Origin of the sequence: Chryseobacterium sp. X308, from assembly GCF_020733145.1 — a bacterium.
Lineage (GTDB): Bacteria > Bacteroidota > Bacteroidia > Flavobacteriales > Weeksellaceae > Chryseobacterium > Chryseobacterium cupriresistens.
On sequence record NZ_JAJFZH010000005.1, the window covers coordinates 238,237 to 265,050 of the forward strand.

At 36.7% G+C, this 26,814-nt stretch carries 30 protein-coding genes and 1 other RNA gene; 5 read left to right on the forward strand and 26 right to left on the reverse strand.

The window, feature by feature from the left end; all coding sequences use genetic code 11:
- Positions 1-52: 52 nt before the first annotated feature.
- The gene (gene atpD / locus LIV57_RS08110) at positions 53-1,561 is read right to left on the reverse strand and encodes a F0F1 ATP synthase subunit beta (protein ID WP_062674887.1); all 1,509 of its coding nucleotides are present in this window, start codon (positions 1,559-1,561) and stop codon (positions 53-55) included.
- A 287-nt stretch (positions 1,562-1,848) separates the two neighbouring features.
- On the opposite strand from atpD, the gene LIV57_RS08115 reads away from it, so the two are divergent.
- Positions 1,849-2,769, forward strand: a complete 921-nt coding sequence (locus LIV57_RS08115) for a bifunctional riboflavin kinase/FAD synthetase (protein WP_227942220.1) — start codon at positions 1,849-1,851, stop codon at positions 2,767-2,769.
- Between the two features lie 39 nt (positions 2,770-2,808).
- Here LIV57_RS08115 and LIV57_RS08120 read toward each other — a convergent pair whose 3' ends face one another.
- The gene (locus LIV57_RS08120) at positions 2,809-3,300 is read right to left on the reverse strand and encodes a hypothetical protein (protein WP_227942221.1); all 492 of its coding nucleotides are present in this window, start codon (positions 3,298-3,300) and stop codon (positions 2,809-2,811) included.
- 82 nt (positions 3,301-3,382) lie between these two features.
- A complete protein-coding gene (locus LIV57_RS08125; protein ID WP_227942222.1) occupies positions 3,383-3,736 on the reverse strand; it encodes an MmcQ/YjbR family DNA-binding protein in 354 nt (117 codons plus the stop codon).
- A gap of 115 nt (positions 3,737-3,851) precedes the next feature.
- On the opposite strand from LIV57_RS08125, the gene LIV57_RS08130 reads away from it, so the two are divergent.
- Positions 3,852-4,508 carry an NAD(P)H-binding protein gene (locus LIV57_RS08130; RefSeq protein WP_202840627.1) on the forward strand — a complete coding sequence of 219 codons (657 nt, stop codon included), beginning with the start codon at positions 3,852-3,854 and terminating at the stop codon, positions 4,506-4,508.
- A gap of 127 nt (positions 4,509-4,635) precedes the next feature.
- On the opposite strand, the gene LIV57_RS08135 is transcribed toward LIV57_RS08130, so the two are convergent.
- From LIV57_RS08135 to LIV57_RS08195, 13 genes are all read right to left on the reverse strand, one after another.
- On the reverse strand, positions 4,636-5,151 hold the full coding sequence (locus LIV57_RS08135; protein ID WP_317259036.1) for a VOC family protein: 516 nt from the start codon (positions 5,149-5,151) through the stop codon (positions 4,636-4,638).
- 224 nt (positions 5,152-5,375) lie between these two features.
- Positions 5,376-5,951, reverse strand: coding sequence for a glutathione peroxidase (locus LIV57_RS08140; protein WP_227942223.1), 576 nt, complete (start codon positions 5,949-5,951; stop codon positions 5,376-5,378).
- 34 nt (positions 5,952-5,985) lie between these two features.
- Positions 5,986-6,648 carry a histidine kinase gene (locus LIV57_RS08145; protein WP_110010222.1) on the reverse strand — a complete coding sequence of 221 codons (663 nt, stop codon included), beginning with the start codon at positions 6,646-6,648 and terminating at the stop codon, positions 5,986-5,988.
- Between the two features lie 85 nt (positions 6,649-6,733).
- On the reverse strand, positions 6,734-7,456 hold the full coding sequence (kdsB, locus tag LIV57_RS08150) for a 3-deoxy-manno-octulosonate cytidylyltransferase (protein ID WP_227942224.1): 723 nt from the start codon (positions 7,454-7,456) through the stop codon (positions 6,734-6,736).
- 139 nt (positions 7,457-7,595) lie between these two features.
- Positions 7,596-8,582: a phosphatase PAP2 family protein gene (locus tag LIV57_RS08155; protein WP_227942225.1), complete on the reverse strand. Its 987-nt coding sequence runs from the start codon at positions 8,580-8,582 to the stop codon at positions 7,596-7,598.
- Positions 8,583-8,707: 125 nt separating this feature from the next.
- Positions 8,708-9,175: a hypothetical protein gene (locus tag LIV57_RS08160; protein ID WP_227942226.1), complete on the reverse strand. Its 468-nt coding sequence runs from the start codon at positions 9,173-9,175 to the stop codon at positions 8,708-8,710.
- A 237-nt stretch (positions 9,176-9,412) separates the two neighbouring features.
- Positions 9,413-10,666 carry a pyridoxal phosphate-dependent aminotransferase gene (locus tag LIV57_RS08165; protein ID WP_227942227.1) on the reverse strand — a complete coding sequence of 418 codons (1,254 nt, stop codon included), beginning with the start codon at positions 10,664-10,666 and terminating at the stop codon, positions 9,413-9,415.
- A 77-nt stretch (positions 10,667-10,743) separates the two neighbouring features.
- Positions 10,744-12,459 carry a phospho-sugar mutase gene (locus LIV57_RS08170; RefSeq protein ID WP_227942228.1) on the reverse strand — a complete coding sequence of 572 codons (1,716 nt, stop codon included), beginning with the start codon at positions 12,457-12,459 and terminating at the stop codon, positions 10,744-10,746.
- Positions 12,460-12,481: 22 nt separating this feature from the next.
- The gene (locus LIV57_RS08175) at positions 12,482-13,096 is read right to left on the reverse strand and encodes a hypothetical protein (protein ID WP_227942229.1); all 615 of its coding nucleotides are present in this window, start codon (positions 13,094-13,096) and stop codon (positions 12,482-12,484) included.
- A gap of 108 nt (positions 13,097-13,204) precedes the next feature.
- Complete coding sequence (locus tag LIV57_RS08180) at positions 13,205-13,906, reverse strand: GIN domain-containing protein (RefSeq protein WP_227942230.1); 702 nt, start codon at positions 13,904-13,906, stop codon at positions 13,205-13,207.
- A 195-nt stretch (positions 13,907-14,101) separates the two neighbouring features.
- Positions 14,102-14,485: a lipocalin family protein gene (locus tag LIV57_RS08185; RefSeq protein ID WP_227942231.1), complete on the reverse strand. Its 384-nt coding sequence runs from the start codon at positions 14,483-14,485 to the stop codon at positions 14,102-14,104.
- A 215-nt stretch (positions 14,486-14,700) separates the two neighbouring features.
- Positions 14,701-15,651, reverse strand: coding sequence for a glycosyltransferase family 2 protein (locus LIV57_RS08190; protein ID WP_110010230.1), 951 nt, complete (start codon positions 15,649-15,651; stop codon positions 14,701-14,703).
- Positions 15,652-15,667: 16 nt separating this feature from the next.
- The gene (locus LIV57_RS08195) at positions 15,668-16,270 is read right to left on the reverse strand and encodes a DUF4199 domain-containing protein (RefSeq protein ID WP_227942232.1); all 603 of its coding nucleotides are present in this window, start codon (positions 16,268-16,270) and stop codon (positions 15,668-15,670) included.
- 131 nt (positions 16,271-16,401) lie between these two features.
- Here LIV57_RS08195 and ffs point away from each other — a divergent pair.
- An RNA gene (gene ffs, locus LIV57_RS08200) (signal recognition particle sRNA small type) lies at positions 16,402-16,499 on the forward strand.
- Between the two features lie 117 nt (positions 16,500-16,616).
- Here ffs and LIV57_RS08205 read toward each other — a convergent pair.
- The 6 genes from LIV57_RS08205 to gyrA form a co-directional block, all read right to left on the reverse strand.
- A complete protein-coding gene (locus LIV57_RS08205; protein WP_227942233.1) occupies positions 16,617-17,303 on the reverse strand; it encodes a metal-dependent hydrolase in 687 nt (228 codons plus the stop codon).
- A 124-nt stretch (positions 17,304-17,427) separates the two neighbouring features.
- Positions 17,428-17,874: an SRPBCC family protein gene (locus LIV57_RS08210; protein WP_227942234.1), complete on the reverse strand. Its 447-nt coding sequence runs from the start codon at positions 17,872-17,874 to the stop codon at positions 17,428-17,430.
- Between the two features lie 17 nt (positions 17,875-17,891).
- Positions 17,892-18,821, reverse strand: a complete 930-nt coding sequence (gene menA, locus LIV57_RS08215) for a 1,4-dihydroxy-2-naphthoate octaprenyltransferase (protein WP_227942235.1) — start codon at positions 18,819-18,821, stop codon at positions 17,892-17,894.
- 80 nt (positions 18,822-18,901) lie between these two features.
- A complete protein-coding gene (locus LIV57_RS08220) occupies positions 18,902-19,738 on the reverse strand; it encodes a 1,4-dihydroxy-2-naphthoyl-CoA synthase (RefSeq protein ID WP_034697698.1) in 837 nt (278 codons plus the stop codon).
- 311 nt (positions 19,739-20,049) lie between these two features.
- Positions 20,050-21,087, reverse strand: coding sequence for a tetratricopeptide repeat protein (locus LIV57_RS08225; RefSeq protein WP_227942236.1), 1,038 nt, complete (start codon positions 21,085-21,087; stop codon positions 20,050-20,052).
- A 30-nt stretch (positions 21,088-21,117) separates the two neighbouring features.
- Positions 21,118-23,712 (reverse strand): DNA gyrase subunit A, encoded by a 2,595-nt coding sequence (gyrA, locus tag LIV57_RS08230; protein ID WP_227942237.1) that lies wholly within the window; start codon positions 23,710-23,712, stop codon positions 21,118-21,120.
- Between the two features lie 149 nt (positions 23,713-23,861).
- Here gyrA and LIV57_RS08235 point away from each other — a divergent pair, with 149 nt between their 5' ends.
- Positions 23,862-24,176 (forward strand): DUF4286 family protein, encoded by a 315-nt coding sequence (locus LIV57_RS08235; protein WP_227942238.1) that lies wholly within the window; start codon positions 23,862-23,864, stop codon positions 24,174-24,176.
- A 380-nt stretch (positions 24,177-24,556) separates the two neighbouring features.
- Here LIV57_RS08235 and LIV57_RS08240 read toward each other — a convergent pair whose 3' ends face one another.
- From LIV57_RS08240 to LIV57_RS08250, 3 genes are all read right to left on the reverse strand, one after another.
- Positions 24,557-24,691, reverse strand: a complete 135-nt coding sequence (locus LIV57_RS08240) for a quinol oxidase subunit 4 (protein WP_394361450.1) — start codon at positions 24,689-24,691, stop codon at positions 24,557-24,559.
- A 253-nt stretch (positions 24,692-24,944) separates the two neighbouring features.
- On the reverse strand, positions 24,945-25,436 hold the full coding sequence (locus LIV57_RS08245) for a GNAT family N-acetyltransferase (RefSeq protein ID WP_227942239.1): 492 nt from the start codon (positions 25,434-25,436) through the stop codon (positions 24,945-24,947).
- A 5-nt stretch (positions 25,437-25,441) separates the two neighbouring features.
- Entirely contained in the window at positions 25,442-25,954 is a 513-nt protein-coding gene (locus tag LIV57_RS08250; protein WP_137904929.1) for a DUF421 domain-containing protein, read from the reverse strand.
- A gap of 115 nt (positions 25,955-26,069) precedes the next feature.
- On the opposite strand from LIV57_RS08250, the gene LIV57_RS08255 reads away from it, so the two are divergent.
- A complete protein-coding gene (locus LIV57_RS08255) occupies positions 26,070-26,615 on the forward strand; it encodes a DUF3828 domain-containing protein (protein ID WP_227942240.1) in 546 nt (181 codons plus the stop codon).
- Between the two features lie 31 nt (positions 26,616-26,646).
- On the opposite strand, the gene LIV57_RS08260 is transcribed toward LIV57_RS08255, so the two are convergent.
- A complete protein-coding gene (locus tag LIV57_RS08260) occupies positions 26,647-26,781 on the reverse strand; it encodes a bacteriocin-like protein (RefSeq protein ID WP_082798797.1) in 135 nt (44 codons plus the stop codon).
- Between the last annotated feature and the right edge of the window lie 33 nt (positions 26,782-26,814).

Sequence of the window (26,814 nt, forward strand, 5' to 3'; positions counted from 1 at the left end):
ATTTGAAATTACTCATCGAATTTCAAATTTCAAATCTCAAATTGTTAATAATTTATGCGTTTTCAGCTAACATTTTTTGTCCTGCTTCGATAGCTTCTTCGATAGTTCCTTTCAGGTTGAAAGCTGCTTCTGGTAAGTGATCTAATTCACCATCCATAATCATGTTGAATCCTTTGATTGTATCTTTGATGTCTACCAATGATCCTGGGATACCTGTAAACTGCTCTGCTACGTGGAAAGGCTGAGATAAGAATCTCTGAACTTTTCTTGCACGGTATACAACAGCTTTATCTTCTTCAGAAAGTTCTTCCATACCAAGGATTGCAATGATATCCTGAAGTGCTTTATATCTTTGAAGGATCTCTTTTACTCTTTGAGCACAGTTGTAGTGATCGTGACCGATAACTTCAGGAGCAAGGATTCTAGAAGTAGAAGCTAGTGGATCTACCGCTGGATAAATACCTAATGAAGCAATCTTTCTGTCAAGTACCGTAGTTGCATCCAAGTGAGCAAACGTAGTTGCAGGAGCCGGGTCAGTTAAGTCATCCGCAGGTACGTATACCGCCTGTACTGAAGTAATTGAACCATTTTTAGTTGAAGTAATTCTTTCCTGCATCGCACCCATTTCAGAAGCTAGCGTTGGTTGGTAACCTACCGCTGATGGCATACGACCAAGAAGTGCAGATACCTCAGAACCAGCCTGTGTAAAACGGAAGATGTTGTCTACGAAGAAAAGTACGTCTCTACCTTGTCCGCTTTCTCCACCGTCTCTGTAGTACTCAGCCAATGTAAGACCAGAAAGTGCTACTCTCGCTCTTGCACCTGGCGGCTCGTTCATCTGTCCGAAAACGAACGCAGCTTTTGAATCTTTCATAGCTTCTAAGTCTACTTTAGAAAGATCCCAACCTCCGTTTTCCATAGAGTGCATGAAATCATCACCATATTTGATAATACCTGATTCCAACATCTCTCTCAAAAGGTCATTTCCTTCTCTCGTTCTTTCACCTACTCCGGCGAATACAGAAAGACCTCCGTGTCCTTTTGCAATATTGTTAATCAACTCCTGGATCAATACTGTTTTACCTACACCGGCACCACCGAACAATCCAATTTTACCTCCTTTTGCATAAGGCTCAACTAGGTCGATTACTTTAATACCTGTAAATAAAACTTCTGCTGAAGTTGATAATTGATCAAATTTTGGAGCTGGTCTGTGAATTGGAAGACCACCATCCTTAGAAATATCTTGAAGTCCGTCGATAGCATCACCAACAACGTTGAATAGTCTTCCGTTTACAGCCTCTCCGATAGGCATCATAATAGGATTTCCGTATCCGATTACGTCCTGCCCTCTTTTAAGACCGTCAGTAGCGTCCATTGCGATACATCTTACTGTATCTTCGCCAATATGTTGTTCTACCTCTAAAACTACTTTTTCACCGTTTTCTTTTGTAATTTCTAACGCGTCATAGATTGCTGGAACAGCTTCCACATCTGTGAAGACAACGTCGATTACCGGACCAATAATTTGAGAAATTTTACCTTTAATTTGGTTTGCCATTGCTAAATTTTTTCTTGGTGCAAATATAGTGATTCTTCATAAACCCGCAATTGGTAAAAAAAAGATTTTTATCATGCTTTTGAAGAGAGGAAGGAGTTTGCCATTTACTATGTAAAATTCAATATTTATCATTATATTTAACAGCAAATAGGCAATTCATTAATTTGTCATTATTATCATACAATATAATGCAGGATATTTTCAGAATTTTTCATTTTTAAATTTTCAGGTTCTCTCCGTTACATTAAAAATAAAGGTTTTATATTTGCAATCAAAATTTTTCCGTTTTGAAAGTTTTCAAGAATTTTACAGATTACTCCTCACAGAAGCCTCTAGCCTTGTCTTTGGGAATGTTTGACGGGGTACATCTCGGGCACAAGAGTATTATCGATGAACTGACTAAAATAGGTACAGAAAATAACCTGGAAACTGCAATCCTTACCTTCTGGCCGCATCCAAGATTTGTTTTTAATCCGAATGAAGATTTAAAGCTTCTGAATACACTGGAGGAAAAGAAACAACTTGTAGAGAAATATGGCATTGATAATTTGTTCCTGAAAGAATTTGATGAAGAATTCAGAAATTTGACCGGAGAAGAATTTGTACGTCAGATTTTAGTTGATAAACTTAATGTAAAGTACCTTATTATAGGCTACGATCATTCTTTTGGAAAAAACAAAAGCGGAAATTTTGAGCTTCTTCAGAAATTATCAAAAGAACTTGATTTTGAAGTAGAACAGATGGAAGCGATTAATATTCATGAAAACAATATCAGCTCCACAAAAGTGCGTAATGCGCTTTTAGCAGGAAACGTTAAAGAAGCAAATGAAATGTTGGGCTACTCCTACTCTGTTTCCGGAACTGTAGTTCATGGGAAAAAGATCGGAAGAACCATCGGATATCCCACAGCTAATATTGATACCGAATCGATCAAGCTGTTGCCTAAAAAAGGAGCTTATATTGTAGAAGTATTTGTAAAAGGCAACCAATATAAAGGAATGCTGAGCATCGGAACCAATCCGACGGTAAACGGAGAAAAACTAACTGTGGAAGTTTATATCCTTGATTTTGATGATGATATTTATGAAGAAAAAATTACGGTAAGTTTCAGGGATTTTCTTCATGATGAAATCAAATTTGAAGGTCTGGACAAATTGATTGAAAGACTGGATGAGGATAAAAGAATAACAGAAAAATTTGATTTTTAAATATAGAGAAAGGCTATTCGGTGAGAATAGCCTTTTTGTTTATTTTAATACTTTTAAGTAGATTTTCTGGGTTTCATTATTCAGTTTCACATTCGGGAACTGCTTGTCATAATCAATAAAGATATCTCCTTTTTGATCTGCTTTTCCGTTTCCATCAGAGTCCCAGCTTATGGTTACATAATATTTTGCAGGTCCTGCAGGTTTCGGATTGATCTTGCTTTCAGCATCTTCAGGTATTGGCAGATTGATGGTGAAAGGTACTGATTTCTGTTCATATTCCTGTTCGGTAATTAAAGTAGCAGGAGCATCAGCCAGTTTTTCGTCCATTCCATATAAGCTCACTTTCAGCCGGGCATTTTTAATGGTAAATGCGTCTGTTCCTGAAAATTCTAATTTAAGAGTTTCGGGAGATTTTTCAGAGGCTGATACAGCAGAAGTGTTTTTTTCGGTAGAGTTCTTATTTACCGGCTTGGTGCAGCCTGACAGCATCAATGTTCCGGCTGCTGCGAATAATAAAAGGTGATTTCTCATTTGTTATTTATTTTATTAATGTCAAATATATTATTTCACCAGTAATAGATAACAAATCCCGTACCTCAATTTATTTTATTTACTATAATGAACTGACTTGATTCTGCGCTTTTTTAGTCAGGGATTTGAAAACCAGCTCGTAGGATTGATCAATGAGTTTAAAGATCAGATCTCTTTTCAATCCATCTACCGTTACAGAATTCCAGTGGGTTTTGTTCATATGATAGGCGCCAGTAATCTGAGGATATTGCTCACGAAGCTCTGCGCTCCATTCAGGATCTGTTTTTACATTAATGGCCAACGGCTGTCTCTCAAGTCCCATCAGTAAAAACATTTTAGTGTCTACTTTCATCACGAGAGTTTCGTTATCAAACGGAAAACTTTCTGTAACTCCTTTTTTGGCAAGACAGTAATCTAAAATTTCGTTGGCATCCATGTTCAATATAAGTAATAAGTGATAGTAATAGGTAATGATCAAATTAATTCTTTAATCTTTGATTCAAATTTAGTAAATTTAAGAAAGAAAATAATCTCACAAAACCGCAATTATTATGAAAGCTCTGGTAATAGGTGCTACAGGTGCCACAGGAAAAGATCTTGTCAATCAGTTACTGAATGACAAAGAGTTTGATGAAGTGGATATCTTTGTCAGAAAGCCTGTTGATATTCAAAATGACAAGCTTAAAGTTCATGTGGTGAATTTTGAGAAGCCGGAGGAATGGAAAAATATGGTAAAAGGAGATGTTGCCTTTTCCTGCCTGGGAACAACTTTAAAGGATGCCGGAAGCAAAGAAGCCCAGAAAAAAGTAGACTTTGATTATCAGTATGAATTTGCGAAAGCAGCGAAAGAGAATGAAGTGGAAGATTATATTCTGGTATCAGCCTACGGAGCAAATCCACAGTCTAAAATTTTCTATTCTAAAATGAAAGGCGAACTGGAAGAAGCTGTAAAACAGCTGCATTTCAACAAGATCACTATTTTTAAGCCGGGAATGCTGGAACGAAAAGATTCTGAAAGAACCGGAGAAGTATTGGGAAGCCGCATCATCAAATTTGCTAATAAATTAGGGCTATTAGAAAGTCAGAAGCCCCTGCCAACCGATATTCTGGCAAAAGCTATGATTAATTCTTCGAAAATAAAAAGTAACGGCTATTCCAGTATCAAGCTGGGAAATATTTTCTGTTTTGCGGAAAAGAGCAATGAATAGTTAAAAGATTCGGGATGCCTGATTCGCGGTTTGGGATGCGAGTAATATGTTTCGTCTTAAAGGGGAAAACCCCTTATTGATTCCCCTTAAGTTTAAGCACCAAATACTGCTACCTGTAATGTATTACCTATTTTGTAGTCTTGCTGCCCATTTTCTGTCCTAATTTTTCATATTCAATATCATTAGGCTCCCATAGCTCTATTTTATTGCCTTCAATGTCCATGATGTGGACAAATTTTCCATATTCATAAGTCTCAATCTTATCTACAAGGGTTACATTTTCTTTCTTCAACTGTTCAACAAGTTTTTCAAGATTATCCACCCTGTAATTGATCATAAAATCTTTCTCCGAAGGCTGAAAATATTTGGTCTTTTCACTGAAAGGGCTCCACTGGCTGAATCCTTTTTTAGAGTTATCACTACCCTGAAACCATTCAAATACAGCTCCATACTGATTGGTACTGAGTCCCAGATGATTTTTGTACCATTCTCTCATTTTCTCAGGATCTTTACATTTAAAAAAGATGCCGCCAATGCCGGTAACTCTTTTCATATCGTCAGACTTGTTTTCTGTAACCGCCTTAAAAGCAAATCCTAACATAAATGAAGCCAGGATACAAAGGGTAAAAATTATTTTCTTCATAAGATATATTACAATTTAAAAGGACTATATGCAATTTGATGCCATTGCCATTCTGACGAAGGAAGAATCTTATGGAAAGTCCGGATTCTTCATTTCACTGCGTTACCATTCAGAATGACAGAGTCATAATAAATAAGAAAGCAGGATTAATGTAAAATTGTATATAATTACCAATTTTAAAATAAAAAAGTGGATGTAAACACCCACTTGTAAAAATATAGTTTTTATTTCAGATACTTTGTAATTGCATCATCAGTAGGCTTTGTAGTACTTACAAAAGAATCAATCAGTTTTCCGTTTTCATCTACCAGGAATTTGGTGAAGTTCCAAAGGATGGTTGTGTTCTTTACTCCGTTCAATTCCTTTTCCGTTAAGTACTTGAAGATTGGAGCGGTATCATCTCCTTTCACGGAAACTTTGGCTGCCAAAGGGAACGTTACTCCGTAGTTTTTCTGGCAGAAAGCACCGATTTCAGTGTTTGTTCCAGGCTCCTGGCCTCCGAAATTGTTTGCAGGGAAACCTACTACAACCAGTTTATCTTTATATTGTTCGTACACCTTTTCAAGATCTGCGTACTGGGGTGTAAACCCACATTCTGAAGCGGTATTGACAATCAGGATTTTCTTTCCTTTGAAATCTGCAAAATTGATTTCTTTACCGTCAAGACTTTCTACTTTAAAGTCATATATTGTTTTTCCCATAAGTTCTGTGGTTTTAGCTTTAGAAATTTCACTTTTCTGGTTGGTGCAGCTTTGCAGGAATGCCATGAAAGAAAGCAGCAGTAAAAAAATCTTTTTCATTTCTTATAATTTTATGCAGCAGGCTGCAGTTGATTTAAAACTTAAAAATATTAGCCGGAAAAACTTTATTGATATCGATTCTGTTTAATAACATCACATAATCTCCGTCTTTTTTAGGACTTGAAGATTCGATTCTGAAGGGCATTATAATGTTCCCAACTTTTTTGAAATCAGAATAAATCAGTGTCTCATCTTTTTTCACTTCTTTAATAAGCATATACGTTTTTGTATCAAAATAGTACATGTTCTTATTTACATTCTTGGTAAGTTGTACCTTATGGCAGTAGATCTCTCCTACTTTTTCTTTTCCAAGATATTTGGCGTCAAATCCTTTGTTTTCCCAATCAATGAAATCATTATCAAAACTTTCCGGCACATATTCAGGATATTCCTGAAGTTTGTTGGCCGCATAGTTCATTGCATATCCTTTGGTACCATCAAAACCTTCAATTGCCGTTTCTTTCCCTCCGGTGGTAATCAATGTTTTAGTAAGATTCGGACGCTGCTGAAAAATTCTTATCGGATATTCATCTTTGACACCCAGGACTACTTTTCCCTGAAGCAATACTGAGTTTAACAGTTTCCAATTGGTTAACCCTCCGGATAATTCAATATTTTTGTCAATAATTTCCTTTGCGGTCTGTCCGAATATCACGTGCGAAAATATCAGTCCAAATACTAATAATAACTTCTTCATTAATTTTATTTATAAATTCAAATATAGGGGGATTTATGGAAAATTGCAAAAAAGGCAAAAGTTCAAAAAGGCCAATTTGTTAATTTCAGATAAGTTTCCGGGCTTTTTCCAGATCTTCCGGAGTATCAATGCCTACTCCTACGAAATTGGTTTCTACCATTTTGATTTTCATTCCATATTCAAGATAGCGGATGCATTCAATCTTTTCGGAGATTTCCAATGGCTTCATAGCCAACTTTGAAAACTGCAGCAAGGCATCTTTTCTGAAAGCATATACTCCAATATGTTTAAAATAACTTACATCATAAGAAACTTCTCTGTGAAAAGGAATGACGGAACGGCTAAAATACAGGGCAAAACCATTATTATCGGTAATCACTTTTACATTATTCGGATTTTCAATTTCTTCTTTTTCATGCAGCTGTATTTTCAAAGAAGCTAAAGATATTTCCTGTTGGGCATCATGCTTGAAAACTTCAATCAGTTGACGTAAAGGTTCTAACTTAAGGAAGGGCTCATCTCCCTGGACGTTGATCACAATGTCGCAGTCTATATTCTGTACAGCTTCCGCAATACGGTCGCTTCCGGTCTCATGCTGCCCTGTCATGACGGCTTTTCCATCGTTTTTTACGATTTCATCAAGAATAATTTCGGAGTCGGTGGCGACAAATACTTCATCAAACAGCCCCGTTTCCACTACATTCTGATAGGTTGTGGTAATAACTGTTTTTTCTCCTAAAATCTGCATTAATTTCCCCGGAAAACGACTTGCTTCATAACGTGCAGGGATGACAGCGATTATTTTCATTCAATACAATATTAAGTAATTCTTTTTAAATCAGGAAGTTTCATTCCGGTATTTATAAAAATCCGGATCAACCTTTTATCCTGAGATCAAATGTAGTGAAAAGTATCTTATTTCCTAAACAAAACAGAGATTTCAGAGTTTAAAAAGAGAGTTTTACTCCTACCATATTGTATTCCCATTGGCGGGATGCGGTGAAGTTGAGACTATATTTTGTCTTTCCTATGGTTCCCTGTGATGAAGTATATCTGCTTTTTGAAATGGTTTTTCCAATAAAATATCCCATGAATAAAGCCAGAGGATAGTCTGAAGCCCAGTGAACCTTACTCTGCATCATTTGAAAACACAATGCTCCGGCTAATGTATATCCTACAGGTTTGATCCATTTCGCATCCGGATAGTTATCAGCAATTACAGTAATCCCAGCCATAAATGTCGTTAAATGTCCTGATGGCATTGCGTCGTAATTTGAGGTGTTTTTGCTGAATGCTGAAAAGCTTGGAAACGGATTCCACGCGCCTCCTTTATGTCCGTATTCTTCTGCAATAAAAGGGCTTTCTCTTCCGGTAATTCTTTTCAGGGTTTGGGTAAAAACTCCGGAAAGAATTAAGCTTTCCATTAAACCACTGGCGGTAGCCTGTGCCCTGTAATCATTTTTTATCAATCCATAGGTTCCGAAACCAATTCCTAATAATACTAATGTAGACCCGTTTCCGATCAGGTACAAAACAGATCCGACATCTTTAGGAATTTTAAAAACACCTCCCACTTTGTGATAGTTGTTATCCTTATCCATTCCCCACCTTTCGGCCAGCTCTCTTGAATTGTCAATCAGTTTCTGATCAAACGGCAGGAGTATTAACGTAGCGGCAACAGCACCACCCAGATAATAAGCATGATCTTTTGCTACGAAATCTTTATTGGTATTGATGAAGTTTCTTGGTAATTTAGTGACAAAGTCCAGAAGCTTAGGTTTTGGATACGTCCGGACGGAACCGTCTTTTAAGGTGTAGGTTTGTACTTTTGGCAGCTCCACTTCCTTTGGTAACTCACTTACCTTCAGACTATCAACCTCCTGTGAGCATACCAATATTGAAACTGGTAAAAGTAGAAATCTCAGTTTTTTCATCGTGTAATTTTCGATTTATATATTCAGGTGTGTAAAGCCACAAATATAATTCCTTGTTGAATGTAGTGCAAAGCGGTTATCTAACTTTTAATATTTATTTAATTTTTTGAGAAGTAAACGCAACTTCAATTCAAATATTGGATCAAAAAAATAATCCCATATATCCATGAAATATAGATAAAAGAATAGAAAAGTCCGAGTCCAAGGCTTTTTACTATATTTCCTTTACATTTTCCTGAATTTTTAAAAACCAATCTGAGTGCTCTGAAAAATATCCAGTACAAGATGGCACCCAACAAGAATACGGCCGACCAAAAGAAAAGTCCGAAAAAATAAGAAAGAAAAATAAGTAGAATGGAAATTACAATCCAGGCAAGAATGGAAAGAATAGCGCCTCCTATTCCATCTCCGGCATCAGGAATGTCTACCTCAAAACCATCAAACTTCGGTGTTTTATCAGCATACCTTTGTATTCTTTCTTTGTTTAAAATATTTCCGATATTATCTTTTAATTTTAACCCAGAATACAGTCCTCCAGTGATAAAGAGGAAAAATACTCCCGCCAGAACAGAAGTTGATAATATTGAATTCAAAAACAGTGAACGATGATCAGCTTTCCCTGAAAGCCACACGCTTAAAATCACTATTATGATAATTGACAATGTTGAAAAAAACAAATATTTTGTCTCAAGTAAGGATTTCTGTGGAAGGCTCATGGTTTAAAAGACGTGTAAAAACGCTTCGACTCCGCTCAGCGTGACACAATTACTATTTTTTAAATTTAATGATGTCATGCCGGACAGAGTCGAAGCATATTTTTTATGTAAAGATTATTTTAAATTGTTCAAAGCACTTTCCAGTTTTGGAAGCATTACCTTGATCTCATCTACAGCCAATCCTCCTACAGAAGCACGGAACCAAGGTTCTGATTTTTCTTCTCCGAAAGCTGAGAACGGTACCAAAGCCACTCCTGCTTCATTGATTAAGTAGAATACAAGGTCTGAAGAGTTTTCAATGACAGCTCCGTCAGGTTTTGTTTTTCCGATATAATCAAGTTTGATGGTAAGGTAAAGAGCACCCATTGGTTCGATGCTGTCAACAGCAAGTCCTTTTGCCTTTAAATCCTGAACTCCGTTGTGAAGTACTTTTAAGCTGTTTTCAAGTTTAGCTTTAAAGTCGTTAACGAAAACATCAACGTTCTCTGAGTTTTCATAGAATTTAGCGGTTGCTTCCTGCTCAGGTTTAGGTGCCCAAGCTCCAACGTGAGTAAGAAGTGCCTTCATTTTATCAAGAACATGAGCAGGCCCGAATCCCCATCCTACACGTACTCCGGTTGCAGCAAGGCATTTTGAAATACCGTCAATATAGATGGTGTAGTCTTTCATTTCAGGGAAAAGAGAAACCGGATCTACATGTTCTGCTCCAAACGTAAGACAAGAATAGATCTGGTCATACATCAGGTATAGCGGTTTTTCGTCTGCTCCTCTTTTTTTGTTTTCAGCAATAACCAGTTCACAGATTTCTGAAAGCTGTTCTTTTGTAAACATGGTTCCTGTAGGGTTCAATGGAGAACATAATGCCAATAAAACAGCTCCATCCAAATGCGGTCTTAAATCATCAGCAGTCGGAAGGAAGTTGGTTTCAGGTTTTGTTTTCACTTCTACAGCATTGGCAGAAGTAAGATAAGCATAGTGATTGTTGTTCCATGATGGTGTAGGATACACTACTTTATCTCCTTCGTCTACAATGGTTTTGTATACGGCATAGATCAAAGGTCTTGATCCTGCCGTAATCAGAATATCGTTAGGAGAATAATCCAGATTCCATCTTTTTTTAAGGTCTTTGGAAACTTCTTTTCTTAAAGATAAAAGTCCGTTGGCAGGCGGATAGTTCGTCAGATTATTCTGATATGCTTTCTGAATCTCTTCCTTCAGCAATGCCGGAATAGGATAGATATTAGAATTCAGATCACCAATAGTAAGATTGGCAATTTCCGCTCCTTTTGCTTTTAGATCATTTACTTCGTTACCAATTTTTACAATTTCAGAACCGATCAGGTTCGCTGCTAATTTTGAAACTTTCACTTTTTCTTATTTTAAATTTATATTATCGTTCTCCATGAATCTTCTCATATTTTTGATTGATGGTGTTTTTAAGAGTATTAATCCAGCTTCAAATCTGTTTTAACGGCTCCTATTTTGGCTTCCAATGATTTTAATTTGTCTCTGAAATCTGCTTCTGAAGTAATGGAATCCTTTACAGAAACATAGAACTTGATTTTTGGTTCTGTTCCTGAAGGCCTTACGCATACTTTTGTTCCATCCTGTGTGTAATAAATCAAAACGTTAGACTTCGGGATATCATTCATTACTTTTTTCTCGTTGGTAGAAACGGTAAGGCTGGTTTGTTCTTTGAAATCCTTTACTTCTTCCACCGGTGATCCTGCCAGTTCCTTCGGAGGATTTTCACGGAAGTTTTTCATCATATTCTGAATTTCTTCAGCACCTTCTTTTCCTTTTCTTACAATATTGATCAATCCTTCGTAATACATTCCAAGGTCTTCATAGATCTCGATCATATACTGATACATTGTTCTTCCGTTCGCTTTACACCATGCTGCAATTTCGCAGGCTAAAAGGATACTTCCGCAAGAGTCTTTGTCACGAACGAAATCTCCGGTCATAAATCCGAAACTTTCTTCACCTCCGCATACAAATTTCTGCTTTCCTTCTGCTTCACGGATCATTTTTCCAATCCATTTGAATCCGGTAAGACCTACTTTGCATTCTACTCCGAATTTCTGAGCGATATCAAAGAAGATATCTGAAGTTACAATCGTAGAACCAATAAATTCTTTTCCTGTAATTCTTTCCTGCTTTCTCCACTCGTTTAAGATATAATACGTAAGGATGGTATTGGTCTGGTTTCCATTCAACAGCTGCATTTCGCCATCAAGGTTTCTTACCGCGATTCCTAATCTGTCTCCATCCGGGTCTGTTCCGATTACAATATCAGCATTGGTAATTCTTGCCAGATCCATTGCCATTTCCAATGCTGCAGGCTCTTCCGGGTTGGGAGAATCTACGGTAGGGAAATTTCCGCTTGGGATCATCTGTTCTCTTACAAGATCAACCTTTTTGAACCCTGCTTTTTCAAGTGCTTTAGGAACAGTTGTATACGTTGTACCGTGGATTGAAGTGAAAACAATATTTAAATTTTCTTTTCCAACATTCTGATAGGTAGAGTTTTCAATACATGCATCGATATATACATCGTCCTGCTCCTCTCCGATCCATTCGATCAGATCATCATTTCCGTTGAATTTAATTTCTTCAAATTTTACAGAATAAACTTCATTGATAATGGCTTCATCATTAGGCGGAACAATCTGCGCTCCGTCATTCCAGTATACTTTATAACCGTTGTATTCCGGCGGGTTGTGAGAAGCTGTTAAAACAATTCCTCCGTTACATTTTTTATCACGAACAGTGAAAGACAACTCAGGTGTCGGTCTGTGGTCTTTGAAAAGCAATACTTTAATTCCGTTGGCTGTTAAAACATCTGCTACCAGTTTCCCGAATTCTTTTGAGTTATTACGAACATCATAAGCGATGGCCACTTTAATCTCTTCACCTTTGAACTGCTGTAGCATGTAGTTCGCCAATCCCTGTGTAGCCTGCCCTAATGTATATTTATTCAAGCGGTTGGTTCCTACTCCCATTATCCCACGCATTCCTCCTGTTCCGAATTCCAGTTCTCTGTAGAAAGAATCTTCCAGATCAGGGGAATTGCTGTCAATAAGTAATTGTACAGCATCTCTCGTTTCCTTATCGAAGGTATCACTTAACCAAAGTTTCGCTTTTTCTAGTGTATTCATATTTATATGTTGTTCTTGTTCTTTATGATAGTTTATATAGTTCTATTTTTAAATTAGGCAGTTTTTCTCTTAATGAATTCAATCTTAACTGCAAATCTTCCCATTCAAATTCTAATTCTCCGAAAATCCCTTTACTCATTTCAAAACTGATTTGAGTTGAATCTTTAGAATTTTTACTGGTCAAAATTTCTTTAAAGGTGGTATATCCTTTTTCAAAAATAAAATATCCCTGTTTTTTGTTCCAAATAGTTTTAACTTCACATTTGTCTGTAACGGCATTCACTGTTGCCATTCCTAAGTGACAAAACTCTGCACCGACTTCCAGATGCTTTTTTTCGTTGCTGCAAGCTCCGATTTTTGTCATAATGCATTCGGCTTTGGTAAGTCCATTGGATGTCTCCAAAGACATTCCTGCATTATATTCTATAACCATTATATTTCCATTGATTCTTATAGAAATTTCATTGCAAATACCATCAAAATATTCATCAACAGCATGACACAAAGAATCTGAAACCAATGCGTTAAGGTTCTTCTTGTCAAAACATTCCTGGAAATACATTTGTGGGCGAAGCCTGACATGTACTATACCTTCCAAAGTCTGAATACTATCTGCTGTATATTTTTTTTCTTCCAATTACTCTAACTTTTATATTCTGCTATTTTTGACGGAAATAAAGTTGTTAATCCAAACAAGAAGTGTGAAAAACTAACATAGCTTCCAGCTTCTGGCTTCCAGCCAAAATTAATATAATTTTTTATTTTCGACCTTCGTCGTTTTATCAATTTTAAACGCTCTGATCGGATCGTTATAATAGACAAATTTTGCTGTGTTCTGAATATGCCCTTTTAATGAATCTTTTACGTTTACTTCTGCATAATTTCCGTTTTTGGAATCAATATTCAGGTTGGTAATTTTCCAGTAAGGCGCAATTAAACTTGCTGTGTCTGAAATCTTTATGACTGCATCTTTCGACAATCCAAGGAAATTAGCGCGGCTTCTGTTATGCATTTCTACTTCTGCTCTTCTGGTGTTGACAGAGCCCATGAAACTGGCATTATTTTTCATACTAAGCCTGAAATTGTCTGTCTTGATTTCACTTGAAATATTGACTTCAACAGAATCGGAAACAGCAACTTTTTCAAGATTATATTTTGAATAGATCGTTACATTATAAAAATCGACTCCTTTTGTACCTCTTTTTTCTTTGATGAAAAGTGTTTTGTCTTCTACATCCACATCCAGATTATTGGCTACATTCGGATAGGTCTCTATTTCTACAAAATTTTTCGGACCTCTGGCATAAAATACACGGAATTTCCCTTCCAGATCAAGGTTTACAAATTCCGGTACATCCACATCTTTCTTTTCAATATTTCCTTTTGGAGAAACTTTTCCGCAGGAAACAACTGCCATCAGCATCAATGTGTATACAACTTTTTTCATATTTAATTTTAAATATTACATTATTATCGTAACAATTCGTACTGAAAATCCCTGAAAGTTTTTTCATATCTCTCATTAGACTTTCAATATTACTTTGAACAAAAATAGGATTAAAATTTCTAAAAATCTTTGTCTTTTGACAATAAAATACCTGATCATTTTTAATTTTCTGCTTTTCAGGGAAAAGACTGTTTCCTATTTATACTTTGTCTTTATTTTTTTATAAAACCACGTTTTAGGGCTTCCCGTCATTGAAAATAAAAGCAGGTAATTTTTACTTACACCGGAAATTTTCATAGGAGTTACATTTTCATCATCATTATACTTCATTTTCAACAGATTATTTTCTATCTGATAAGTTCCGCTGTTGCCCATTGAAGTGAAAGTTTTATCCTGATAAAAAGTCAGAATTCCTGTTCCGTATCTGGAATTGTTTGTTTTGGTTTTCAGTGTGTCTGTCTGACTGATTTCACCATCATAAATATCAATAAATTCCCAGGAGCCGGAAAGTTTATTGGATGAACATGAAGCCGTTAAGAATAAAAGAAAATAAAAAAAGATTGATTTGAGTTGAAACATTGAGATTAAAAGTTTTTATAAAAATACAAAAAGCACCCTGTAATAGAGTGCTTTGTATGTATTGAAATTGGAATGATTATTTTTTGCGTAACCACCCCGTTAAAAATTCTTTGAATTTTCGCCACCCCTCCAAAGGATGGGAATGGCCATACATCAACTAAAGGTTTACATTAACAGATTAGTTTTCAGTACATTTATTAAATAATCACCTGAATTTATATTACTTCGTCAATATTATAATTCTTATGCTCACGGTTGGTTCTGATAATCATTTCTCCTAAGAATCCTGCGATAAAGAGAAGGGTTCCCATGATCATCATGGTTAATGCGATAAAGAACCATGGATTATTGGTAATCAAATGTCCGTAAATTCCTCTTGCCACATCAATCAGTTTAGAAATTCCCAGCCAAAGTGCTGAAAGAAATCCAACAATAAACATTAAAGTCCCTACCGCTCCGAAGAAATGCATTGGTCTTCCCCCGAAACGACTTACAAACCAAAGAGTTATCAGATCCAGAAACCCTCTGATAAATCTTTCCGTTCCGAATTTTGAAGTTCCGTAAGGTCTTGCCTGGTGCTGTACTTCTTTCTCGGTAATTCTTCTGAAACCTGCATTGGCAGCCAATACCGGAATATAACGGTGCATATCTCCATACACATCAACCGATTTTACCACCTGTCTTTTATAAGCTTTCAGACCACAGTTGAAGTCGTGAAGGTAAACTCCTGAAACTTTTCTCGCTGCCGCATTGAATAGTTTTGACGGAATATTTTTCGTCATTACATTATCAAAACGCTTCTTTTTCCAACCGGAAACGATATCATAATTATCATGAATCACCATATTGTACAGTTCCGGAATTTCTTCAGGAAAATCCTGTAAATCGGCATCCATTGTAATCACTACATCACCGTTTGTTCTTTCAAAAGCGGCATGAAGCGCCTGTGATTTTCCATAATTTCTGGAAAATTTAATAGCGTGGATCTGAGGATACTGAACTTTCATATTCTCAATAATACTCCACGACAAATCCGTACTTCCGTCGTCTACAAACCAGATTTCATAAGATAAATTACTGGTTGTACATACTTTATCAATTCTTGAAAAAAGTTCTTCCAGAGAGTCTTCTTCGTTCAGTAACGGAATAACTATAGATAAATTCATTTAATTTTAATAAAAATTAGGCTTGATTGGTTTCTTCGGGCTGATGTATTGTTCTTGTTCTGAAAAATGCTCCGAAAAACACCGACAAAACTACGTAAAATATAAGAATTGCTGCAAAATATCCTGAAAAATGACTTGCGGTAAGCATATCTTTTCCTTTAACTGCCTCAGGAGTGAAGCTTTGCAGTCTTTCCTTGTATTTCTGATCCAGTTCATCAATATCCTTCTGATGCTTCAGAATTTTTCTTGCAGAAGTATATTCTGTATCCAGTTCTGATTTTTGTCTCTGAACATATTGATAGTTCAAAAGGCTTTTTGCTGAAGGATCAACGAAGGTTAAAAACGCATAAATACTGAAGATGGAAAGAATTCCTCCGATAAACATCGGAACAAATGCTCTTTTGAAAGCATCTTTAAATTTTACCACTCTATGGTTGTTCCAGTAAGATTTTACAGACCAGAAAGCAGCTCCGGCATATAAAAGAGGCAAAACAAAAGCATTGGCTTTCAAAGAGATATCAAAATAATTGATTCCTGAGAAAAAAGTATATACTACAAAGAAAACGATCATTGTAGCAATAAAAAGTATAATTCCTAGTGTTGATGGACTTTTCGTCATATTTAAATTTTTAGAAAAAAGTTGAAAAATTTTCCCTCTAAATGTCAGGCGTTTAGCTTTACCACTGCATTTTTTCGACTAATTTTCTTTAATAAAGTTTTGAAGTTTATAAAATATTCCTACCTTTGCAACGGCAAGTCCTAAACAACCAGCTCCTGAGAATCCTCCAGGGTGGGAACGCAGCAAAGGTAATCGGTCGTAGCGGTGTGATTTAGGTAGCTTGCCATTTTTTTTTGTTTTAAAGTAAGAAGAGAGGTAATTTGATAATTATCTTTTTTTGTTTTTAATACCTTACGCATCATTTTCATTTTTCTAATTTTCAGATTACCTCCGGTTTTGTTATCAATTAAAATTCGAACGTCTCTCCCAATTTTGGTAAAACAAGTTCTACATTTTTATCGGCGAAATGCTTTAGTGCACTTTCATGGTTGATTTCAATGGCAGGAAAAGTATCAAAGTGACATCCGATTACTTTCGGTGTTTTTAATAGCTCTGCTGCTGCAAAAGAAGCTTTTCTGGGGCACATTGTGTAGTGGCTTCCGATCGGAAGGATAGAAAGGTCGATGTTTCCGTATAATCTCGGGAACAACTCCATATCAGCCATTACTCCTGTATCACCAGCCAGATAGATGTTCTTACCTTCAGGAAGTCTGAAGATATACCCTACAGGAACACCTCCATAGCTTCCATCCGGGAAAGAACTTGTATGGTGAGCCGGAACCATGGAAATTTTAAGATCGTCGATTTTTGCCGATCCTCCTAAGTTCACATCGTCTTTATTTTTAGCCTGCTGGAAATAACCGCATACTTCAGGAACTCCAATGATGGTAGCTTCCGGATAGTGCTGCAATACTTCTGCTACATCAGCAATATGATCACCGTGCGCATGAGTTAATAGGATGTAGTCGATTTTTTGGGCAGAAATGTCAAAACCTGATTCTGCTTTTTTGTAGTTGTAAAAAGGGTCACTCAAAATTGTTTTATCCTTGTAGGTAAACAGGAAACAATTTTGCCCTAAGAATTGTATTTTCATTTTAAATTTAATTTCAATTATTATTAAATATTAAACACAAATGACTCAAATAATTTCACAAATAGCACAATGAGATTAGTGGCGATTGTGAAAGCATTCGTGCCATCCGTGTTTCTTTAATCTATTATTTCGATGGAAACTTATCCTCAATAAGGTTAAGCTTAATCCTGTGTTCGAGATAAGCCTTACATCCGTCTAAAACTGTTGTAAAACCTCCTGTATTGTCATTAATTACTTTCATCAGATCTTCGCCTGTCTGGCTGAATCCATAGCTTTTAATGACCACGAGTGTTCCTTTTTCCATCGTTTTGAATTCATAGTCTACGTTTACTGCAGGCTCTCCCCATTCTGTTCTGATCAGTTGGTTCGGAATAATCTGGTGAACTTTTACTACGTTTTTTACTCCGTACATTTCCCATTCCCAGGTAACAGTCTTCCCTTCTTCCAGCTTTCCGGTAGATTTGGTAAACCAGAAACTGGTAGTTACTTCCGGATTGATGAATGCTTCGAAAACATCTTCAACCGGCTTCCTGATAAGCATTTGAGCTTCAACGTATGCATTAGAACTCATGGTATAATATTTTAGATTTAGTGAAATAAGTTAAGTCCGGCTGCTGTAAGAATTGCCATTACAAAAGTCATGATTCCTACCTGTTTTAAGTACTGGTCTAATTCTTTTGGTTCTTTCACCGACATGATGCTTCTTCTCAGCTTGGCTAATGGGAATAAAAGGATCATTACAATAAACACATAGTAGTTTTGCTGCTGTATAAACCCGTTTACTCCTAAAAAGATAAGGATAAGCACCAATGGTAACTGTAACAGAACCATTTCATAGATCATTGCATTTTTGAATCCGATTCTCAATGCAAAGCTATTTTTCCCTGATAATCTGTCGCTTTCAATATCTCTCATATTGTTCAGGTTAAGAACCGCCATACTCATCATTCCAACCGCTGTTCCGGGTAATAATATATCCCAGCTGAAAGTTTTTGTAAACAGGAAATAGCTTCCGCACACAGAAACCAGTCCAAAGAAGATAAACACGAAAATATCTCCCAATCCCATGTATCCGTAAGGTTTTTTACCTACCGTATATCCAATTGCGGCAAGAATGCATGCTACTCCCAATCCTATGAAGATATAGAATTCATTCATATAGTTTGGAATAAAAGCTACGTACAACAAAGCAATGGTAGCAATGAAGGATAATGCTGCGAAAAGGATTACTGCATTTTTCATCTGTTTTGCGGTAATTTTCCCTGATGCTACAGCTCTTGCTTCAGCTTCATTGATTCTTTTGGCGTCTGTACCTTTTACTCCGTCACCATAATCATTGGCATAATTTGATAAAATCTGGTATAAAAGCGTAACCAACAGAGCGAGTGCAAGGATTTTCCAGTCCCAGGTACCTCCTTCTCCGTAAAGTCTCCATTTTGCAATGAAAGCTCCCATAATAATTCCGCTTAAGGAAAGCGGTAAAGTTCTTAGCCTTGCGGCTTTTATCCAATGTGTCATAAATTTATCATTGATAATTGATAATTGATAAATGATAAATGATAATATCAATCATCATTCATCAATTATCAATTATATTTTTAAGATATCCATTGATCTTCTCCGAAGTTGGGCTTTCTCTTTTCAAGGAAAGCATTTCTTCCCTCCTGAGCTTCTTCTGTCATATAAGCAAGACGGGTAGCTTCTCCGGCAAAAACCTGCTGCCCTACCATACCATCATCTGTAAGGTTCATGGCAAATTTCAGCATTCTGATAGAAGTTGGTGATTTAGCTAATATTTCCTGTGCCCATTCGTAAGCTGTATCCTCTAGTTCTGCGTGAGGCACCACTTTATTCACCATTCCCATTTCGAAAGCTTCCTGTGCAGAATAATTTCTTCCTAAAAAGAAAATCTCACGTGCTTTTTTCTGTCCTACCATTTTAGCAAGATAAGCAGAACCATAACCACCATCGAAACTGGTAACATCGGCATCGGTTTGCTTGAAAATAGCATGTTCTTCACTCGCTAAAGTAAGGTCACATACTACGTGAAGTGAGTGTCCTCCACCAACTGCCCATCCGGGAACAACAGCGATTACCACTTTCGGCATAAAACGGATCAGACGCTGAACTTCAAGAATGTTCAGACGATGTCTTCCATCTTCTCCTACATATCCCTGGTGTCCTCTGGCTTTCTGATCTCCTCCGCTGCAAAATGCCCATCCTCCGTCTTTTGGACTTGGTCCTTCTCCTGACAGCAATACAACGCCTATTGAAGGATCTTCATAGGCATCATAAAAAGCATCATATAATTCTGAAGTTGTTTTAGGTCTGAAAGCATTACGTACTTCAGGTCTGTTGAAAGCAATTCTTGCTACTCCGTTAGATTTTTTATAGGTAATATCTTCGTATTCCTTGGCGGTTTTCCACTCGATCATCTTATAAAAATTTTTCTCAAAGATACGGAATTACAGAGAAATTTTCAGGTTGAAATTGAAGGTTCATCTCTATAAAAAAAGAAATTTTGAATGCATGAATCCGGTATGAACAATTTTCAACAGAAACTGCATAGGAGGACCGTTAATAAATCAAACCTGTTAGGTTTATAGATTTAATTCAAAAATATAAAAGGTCTGCAAACTTCTATATGAAACATAAAATCCTGATAAGAACTTCAACACTTTCTGTTTACAATAAAAAACCGGAACATTTCTGTTCCGGTTTTCATATCTGTTATGTCAAAAAATGATTATTTTGCTCCGGCAGCTGTAAGTTCAGCTTCTTTAGCTTTCATTTCTTTAACTTTATCCATGTTTTTAGTTACAATGTAAATTTCTTTTAACGCAGTAACCGCATCAAGACTCTTTGGATTGGCTTTATACCATCCTTCAGCATATGGTAATGCTTTTCCGAACCTTTCTCTTCTTGCATCAATCAGCTTAGAAGCTTCATCCGGCTTGTCTTTTCTTAATGCATTGATCTCTCCTACTACTTTAGCATCATCACCAATAGTCGTATATACTAAATTCTGATATGCATCAGAGAAATCTGGCTTCAGCTCAACAGCTTTTTTGAACGCTTCCAAAGCATCGTTAACAGTAGCTGGGTTTTTAGCCTGCATTACCCCAAGGTTATACCAGTTTGTAGCATCGTTAGGGTTTTTAGCCAACTGTTCTTTTAATCCAGAAACGAATTCGTCTGTATTTCCAGACTGAAGATATGCTGTAGTCTGAGCTTCTTTAAGCTTAGCATTGTTTGGGAATTTAACCAAACCTTTTTCGATAATCGTAAGAGCCTCAGTTGGTTTTTTAGCATTCAAAAGCAATGACGACAAAGTTTCATACAAATCAGGCTCTATACTTTTAGTCTGTTCTGTTTTGAAATCACTGTAATCAGGGTTCTTTTTCATCAGTTCCCACGTCGCTTTATCAAGATTTACAACCTGACCTGTCTTCTTCTCTTTTGCAGTGTATGTAGTTTCTACTCCTGTAAATCCGGAATTGATAAGGTCTGTATATATTTTGATAGACTGATCAGTGTTATTAGCTAATGCGTGGCTCAATCCTGCATAATACATATATATTTTATTATCCTGCCCGTTAGCCTTTAACAAGTCGTAGACTTCTATAAACTTAGGCGCTGCAGCAGCATAGTTTTTTGCATTATATGCATCCATAGCCACTTTATTAGCTTCCTGAAGCTGAGCATTTAATGCTGCCGCATCTTTTTTCTGCCCAAAAGCAAAAGCAGATGCTACGATAGCCATTCCTAAAATTAGTTTCTTCATAATAACTATTTTATATTTATATTGTACAATTTATTCGGAATCAGAATTCTCATTTTCCTCTGCAGAATTTTCATTTTCAGCCTGAGGAGCCTCTTCGTTTTCCTGGTTATCAAATAGTGATCCTACAACACCTTCTTCTGTTTCTTCAAGTTCTTCAGAATCTTCCTCTACATCTTTATCCATTTCTACTTTTGCAATGGCTGCAATTTCGTCATTTTTCTTAAGGTTGATCAGTTTTACACCCTGAGTATTTCTACCCATTACTCTCATTTCATCCATTCCCATTCTGATGGCAACACCGGATTTGTTGATAATCATCAATCCGTCTTCGTCTGTTACGTTCTGAATAGCAATCAGATTTCCTGTTTTTTCAGTAATATTAAGCGTAATAACTCCTTTTCCACCTCTGTTGGTAATTCTGTAGTCTTCTACCGCAGTTCTCTTACCATATCCTTTTTCAGATACTACAAGTACTGTTTCGTTCTCTACATCGTTCACAACAATCATACCAATAGCTTCGTCACCATCTTCAAGCAGGATCCCTCTTACCCCGATAGATCCTCTACCTACTTCTCTTACTTTCTCCTCAGGGAAACGAATACACTTACCGTTTTTAGTGGCAATCATGATTTGAGAAGTTCCATTCGTTAGGTAAGCTCCTAATAGCTGGTCATTATCTCTGATTTCGATAGCATTCACCCCGTTTACTCTTGGTCTTGAATAGGCTTCCAACGATGTTTTCTTGATGGTTCCGTTTTTAGTTACCATCACTACACTCATCTGATTTACATATTCGGAATCCTTAAGGTTGTTGGTTCTGATATATGCTTTGATCTTATCATCCGGTTCAATGTTGATAAGGTTTTGTACTGCTCTTCCTTTTGCCGTTTTGGAGCCTTCAGGAATTTCAAATACTCTTAACCAGTAACATCTTCCTTTTTCAGTAAAGAACAGCATATACTGGTGGTTGGTTGCAGAAACGATATATTCAAGGAAATCGGAATCCCTTGTCGTTGCCGCTTTATTACCTACACCACCTCTACTTTGGATTTTATATTCTGAAAGAGAAGTTCTCTTGATGTATCCTGCATGGGAAATAGTAAGAACTACAGATTCATTCGGGATAATATCTTCGATAGACATTTCTCCTCCTGAGTAATCTATTTCGGTTCTTCTTTCGTCTCCGTATTTTTCTTTGATCTCAAGCAATTCTTCTTTAATGATCTGGAATCTTCTCGGCTCGTTCGCTAAGATGTCTTCCAAATTTGCGATTTCTTTCATGATCGCATCATACTCATCACGGATCTTATCAAGCTCCATTCCTGTAAGACGGGCTAATCTTAGATCAAGAATTGCCTGGGCCTGAATATCAGAAAGTTCAAAAGCTTCGATCAAGCCTTCTTTTGCAGCCTGAGGGTTGGCACTGTGACGGATAATAGAGATTGCTCTGTCTAAAGCATCCTGAGTTCCGATCACCTTCATAAATCCTTCAAGGATATGTGCTCTCTCTTTTGCTTTCTTAAGCTCATACTGAGTTCTTCTTACGATGACCTCGTGTCTGTGCTCTACAAAGTGATGAATGATATCTTTAAGGTTCAGCTGCTCCGGTCTTCCGTGTACCAATGCAATATTGTTTACACTGAAAGAAGTCTGAAGTGCCGTATATTTATATAATAGGTTAAGAACGACATTCGGGATTGCATCGTTTTTCAGTTCGTATACAATGCGAAGTCCTTTTCTATCCGATTCATCTCTGATCTCATGGATTCCAGGGATTTTTTCGTCTTTAACAAGTTCTGCTGTTCTGGCGATCATTTCAGCTTTGTTCACCTGATAAGGGATTTCAGTAACGATGATAGCATTTCTGTTTCCGATTTCATCAAAGTTAACTTTAGCTCTTAAAACAACTCTACCTCTTCCTGTATGGAAAGCATCTCTTACTCCGTCATATCCATAGATGATACCACCTGTAGGGAAATCCGGTGCAATGATGTGCTGCATCAGTTCGTCAATCGTAATTTCTTTATTATCGATATACGCACAGATTGCATCTACAGATTCTGAAAGGTTATGAGGTGCCATATTGGTTGCCATACCTACCGCGATACCTGAAGTACCATTTACCAAAAGATTCGGAATTTTAGTAGGCATTACCGTCGGTTCCTGTAAACTGTCGTCGAAGTTATTCTGGAAATCAACTGTTTCTTTGTCCAGGTCTGAAAGAACCTCATCAGAGATTTTTTTCAATCTAGCCTCGGTATAACGCATTGCTGCAGGCGGGTCACCATCCATGGAACCAAAGTTACCCTGTCCGTCTACCTGAGGATAACGCAAGCTCCAGTCCTGAGCCATTCTTACCATAGCATCGTATACAGAGGAATCTCCGTGCGGGTGGTATTTACCCAAAACGTCCCCAACAATTCTCGCAGATTTTAAATATTTTCTATTAGAAAACACCCCTAGTCCATACATACCATAAAGTACTCTTCTATGAACGGGTTTCAAGCCGTCTCTTACATCCGGTAACGCTCTTGAAACGATAACCGACATCGAATAATCGATATAAGACGACTTCATTTCATCAACAATGTTGATAGGAATCAGTCTTTCTCCTTCTTTTTGCATAAACAAATTTTATTGTAATGATATTCAAACTCTTAGCTGTAAGTTTGAAAATTATTTATTTCCAATTTTTATTAACGGGCTAATTTACGAAAAAAAAGCCGATTTTTGCTGTAGAATTTATCCAAAAAATCTTAAAAATTCATAAAAATATGAGCGTATTAAGTATAACTTTCCACTGCACAAAAGATAACCTGGAAGAATGGGAAAATTATATTGATGAAACACTGGTTTTAATGACTGAAAACCTTATGGATGTCAACAAATATATTCTTTCTGAAGTGCACAGTGACTTTATTGAGGAAGGTAAAAATTATAATCTCCTGCTAATTTTTGATAATAATGAACTGAGGGAAGATTTTATTAAAAGTGAACTTTTAAATATTTCCGAAAGAATTGAGAAAAAGTTCGGACAGGAAGTAATGGTTTTCAACACTTTCCTTAATCCCAAAAAATCGAGATTATAATAGATCATAAAAAAAGCACTGAAAAAATTCAGTGCTTTTCTTTTTATCTGTGATGTCCATGACCGCGGCCTTTGTGATGATGCCCTCGATCGTCATAAATATACACTTTCTTTACCTGCCCTGGCGCGTAGTACCTCGCGCTTCCGCCATAATACCTTTTTGCATGGCCCGGAGGCATTCTCCTTCCATGATGCTCATGTACCACACATGAAGACAGCAATAATACTACCACAGCTACTCCAGCCACTTTAAACATACTTTTCATTATTTTCACTTTTTCAATTTCGATAGCGAAATATATCAATGTTAATGCCAAAAGAAATTGAAATTAAGCTAATGTATGTTAAAACTAACTGCTAATTTTTTATTTTTTGTGCCTGTTAGTAGCCGCTTCTTTTTTTCACCTGCCCAGGAGCATAGTCTTTTGCGCTTCCTCCAAAAACTTTTTTAGCCTGTCCTGGCGGAACTGTTTTCACCCGGCGTCCATTGTCATGCACCACACAAGATGATAACATGAATGCTACGATAAGAACTCCTGTAATTTTAATCAAATTTTTCATTATTTCTATTTTTCAACTTTATTTAATATAACAATGGTAGTGCCAAAGGTTAAAAAAATTAAAGTTCAAAGCTCAAAGTTTAAGGTTGGAATAGATGGCCTTTTATTGTCAATAGTCAATTTTGCTTCACAAGTCAATAGTGAATTTTGTTATGGAGAATTATATTACCAAACAAAATCATCTATCATCTATTATCTATTATAGTTCTCTAGACGATTTCACTTCTTTTTTCCATCAGGATAATGTCTTTCCACTCTCCATTGAGTTTTCCGATTTTTTTACGGACGCCTACGATTCTGAAACCATTTTTCTGATGAAATTTGATAGAAGTTTCATTTTCGGAGAAGATATTGGTCTGTAATGTCCAGAATCCGTGATCCTCGCTATCCAAAATCAATTTTTTAAGCAATACGGACCCCAATCCCTTTCCCTGATATTCGTTATCAAAATAAATGCTTACCTCTGCAACTCCTTTATAGCATTCTCTTTTGCTGACCGGCTTTAAGGCACACCATCCCACAACTTCATTTTTTTCATTTTCCAGTACCCAGCGGCAGTCGTTAAAATAGCCCATGCTCCAGGCTTCAGCAGTTGGAACTTCTGTTTCAAAAGTGGAAATCCCACCGTCTATTCCCTGGCGGAAAATTTCAAGGACCCTGATTTCGTCGCTGGGAAGCATTTCTCTTAATTCGTAATTCATCGTATTTAATGGTATTTTCTTTTGATTTTTCTTTTAATTCTTGAATAGTGTGTCTGCTTGCTTTTTTCATCCTGAGAAACCACACTGATATTTCCATCCACTTCCAGAACGGAAAGCTTTACATTGTTTATGTTTTCAATTCCGTGTTCTCTTATCGCTTCTTCCAATTCGCTTTCTGTAATCTTTACCCGATTCAGGGCTGCCTGATCGGCAATTCCATCCCTGATCAGAATAACCGGCTCATCTTCCATAAAAGTCTGAAAGGAACGGCTGGAAAACATGAATCTCTTCACAATGAAATTAGCAACAAACAAAACCAATGCCGCCACGATTCCTCCCTGAAGAGAGGTATCAGGACCTACCATTGCATTCTGAACAGCATTTGAAATTAACAACAGCAATACAACATCCCCTGCATTGAGCTGGGAAAGCTGATTTTTGCCAAATAAACGAATGGCAATTACCATGAATAGGTAAACGCAGAGGGAACGGACAGCAACGTTAAGAATAGGATCCACATTTTTTTTATCTACTCAAATGTATTGATTTTTGTGATTCGTGAGAAATATTTACAGACAGATTTTGGTATACATTTTGAGCCTGGAATTCACATAATACCACAAAATAATACCAATGAAAAAATTTTTTCTCTGTTTAGGAATATTCCTGTTTTTTTTATCCTGCAAAAAGAACGAGCCTCAACTTACCCGGCCTTCACAAACAGCCATTATTGAAAAAGTAAATGAACTGTATACTCAATATGGAAAATCCAACGAAGCTGTTTACAACCAGCCGATTCCGGATACTTTATTTTCTCAGGAGCTAAAAAAAGTTTTAGACGAGGCTATCAATGCATCAAAGGCTGATATTGAAAAGGTAAAAAATAGTGATCATCCTGATGAGAAACCTTTAATATTCGAAGGGGCTATTTTTTCCAGTCTGTATGAAGGATTTACAGATTATAAAATCAAGTCTGTTAAGATACAGGATAAGACTGCTGAAGCATTGGTAGCCTTCGAATATAATGAAGCTTCCCCCAAAGAAACCTGGATGGACACCGTGCATCTGATCAATACAGAGAAAGGATGGAGAATAGATAATGTTACTTTTGATACGATAGGAAATTCTAAAGATCTTAAAGCAAGATTAACAGAGTTTGTTCAGAGTACACAACAATAGAAAAGCCGCTTTTTGTAAGCGGCTTTATTTTTTACGGACATTGAACGATTGGAATATCGCTGCAGATTACTTTATTTGCCCACTCGCAAAACGTACAGTATTTTACAGGTTCTCCTCCGTTCACTGACTTCAACTCTGACTTTGTCAGCTTCTTTAAATTTTTCATATCGTTTTAATTTTATGGTAGCCCAAAACTAAA

Coding starts and splice junctions, on each gene's coding strand:
- atpD (WP_062674887.1), bottom strand. CDS start 1,561: ATGGCAAACCAAATTAAAGGTAAAATTTCTCAAATTATTGGTCCGGTA.
- LIV57_RS08120 (WP_227942221.1), bottom strand. CDS start 3,300: ATGAGAAATCACCTTTTATTATTCGCAGCAGCCGGAACATTGATGCTG.
- LIV57_RS08125 (WP_227942222.1), bottom strand. CDS start 3,736: ATGGATGCCAACGAAATTTTAGATTACTGTCTTGCCAAAAAAGGAGTT.
- LIV57_RS08130 (WP_202840627.1), top strand. CDS start 3,852: ATGAAAGCTCTGGTAATAGGTGCTACAGGTGCCACAGGAAAAGATCTT.
- LIV57_RS08135 (WP_317259036.1), bottom strand. CDS start 5,151: ATGAAGAAAATAATTTTTACCCTTTGTATCCTGGCTTCATTTATGTTA.
- LIV57_RS08140 (WP_227942223.1), bottom strand. CDS start 5,951: ATGAAAAAGATTTTTTTACTGCTGCTTTCTTTCATGGCATTCCTGCAA.
- LIV57_RS08145 (WP_110010222.1), bottom strand. CDS start 6,648: ATGAAGAAGTTATTATTAGTATTTGGACTGATATTTTCGCACGTGATA.
- kdsB (WP_227942224.1), bottom strand. CDS start 7,456: ATGAAAATAATCGCTGTCATCCCTGCACGTTATGAAGCAAGTCGTTTT.
- LIV57_RS08155 (WP_227942225.1), bottom strand. CDS start 8,582: ATGAAAAAACTGAGATTTCTACTTTTACCAGTTTCAATATTGGTATGC.
- LIV57_RS08170 (WP_227942228.1), bottom strand. CDS start 12,459: ATGAATACACTAGAAAAAGCGAAACTTTGGTTAAGTGATACCTTCGAT.
- LIV57_RS08180 (WP_227942230.1), bottom strand. CDS start 13,906: ATGAAAAAAGTTGTATACACATTGATGCTGATGGCAGTTGTTTCCTGC.
- LIV57_RS08185 (WP_227942231.1), bottom strand. CDS start 14,485: ATGTTTCAACTCAAATCAATCTTTTTTTATTTTCTTTTATTCTTAACG.
- LIV57_RS08190 (WP_110010230.1), bottom strand. CDS start 15,651: ATGAATTTATCTATAGTTATTCCGTTACTGAACGAAGAAGACTCTCTG.
- LIV57_RS08195 (WP_227942232.1), bottom strand. CDS start 16,270: ATGACGAAAAGTCCATCAACACTAGGAATTATACTTTTTATTGCTACA.
- LIV57_RS08205 (WP_227942233.1), bottom strand. CDS start 17,303: ATGAAAATACAATTCTTAGGGCAAAATTGTTTCCTGTTTACCTACAAG.
- LIV57_RS08210 (WP_227942234.1), bottom strand. CDS start 17,874: ATGAGTTCTAATGCATACGTTGAAGCTCAAATGCTTATCAGGAAGCCG.
- menA (WP_227942235.1), bottom strand. CDS start 18,821: ATGACACATTGGATAAAAGCCGCAAGGCTAAGAACTTTACCGCTTTCC.
- LIV57_RS08220 (WP_034697698.1), bottom strand. CDS start 19,738: ATGATCGAGTGGAAAACCGCCAAGGAATACGAAGATATTACCTATAAA.
- LIV57_RS08225 (WP_227942236.1), bottom strand. CDS start 21,087: ATGAAGAAACTAATTTTAGGAATGGCTATCGTAGCATCTGCTTTTGCT.
- gyrA (WP_227942237.1), bottom strand. CDS start 23,712: ATGCAAAAAGAAGGAGAAAGACTGATTCCTATCAACATTGTTGATGAA.
- LIV57_RS08235 (WP_227942238.1), top strand. CDS start 23,862: ATGAGCGTATTAAGTATAACTTTCCACTGCACAAAAGATAACCTGGAA.
- LIV57_RS08240 (WP_394361450.1), bottom strand. CDS start 24,691: ATGTTATCATCTTGTGTGGTGCATGACAATGGACGCCGGGTGAAAACA.
- LIV57_RS08245 (WP_227942239.1), bottom strand. CDS start 25,436: ATGAATTACGAATTAAGAGAAATGCTTCCCAGCGACGAAATCAGGGTC.
- LIV57_RS08255 (WP_227942240.1), top strand. CDS start 26,070: ATGAAAAAATTTTTTCTCTGTTTAGGAATATTCCTGTTTTTTTTATCC.
- LIV57_RS08260 (WP_082798797.1), bottom strand. CDS start 26,781: ATGAAAAATTTAAAGAAGCTGACAAAGTCAGAGTTGAAGTCAGTGAAC.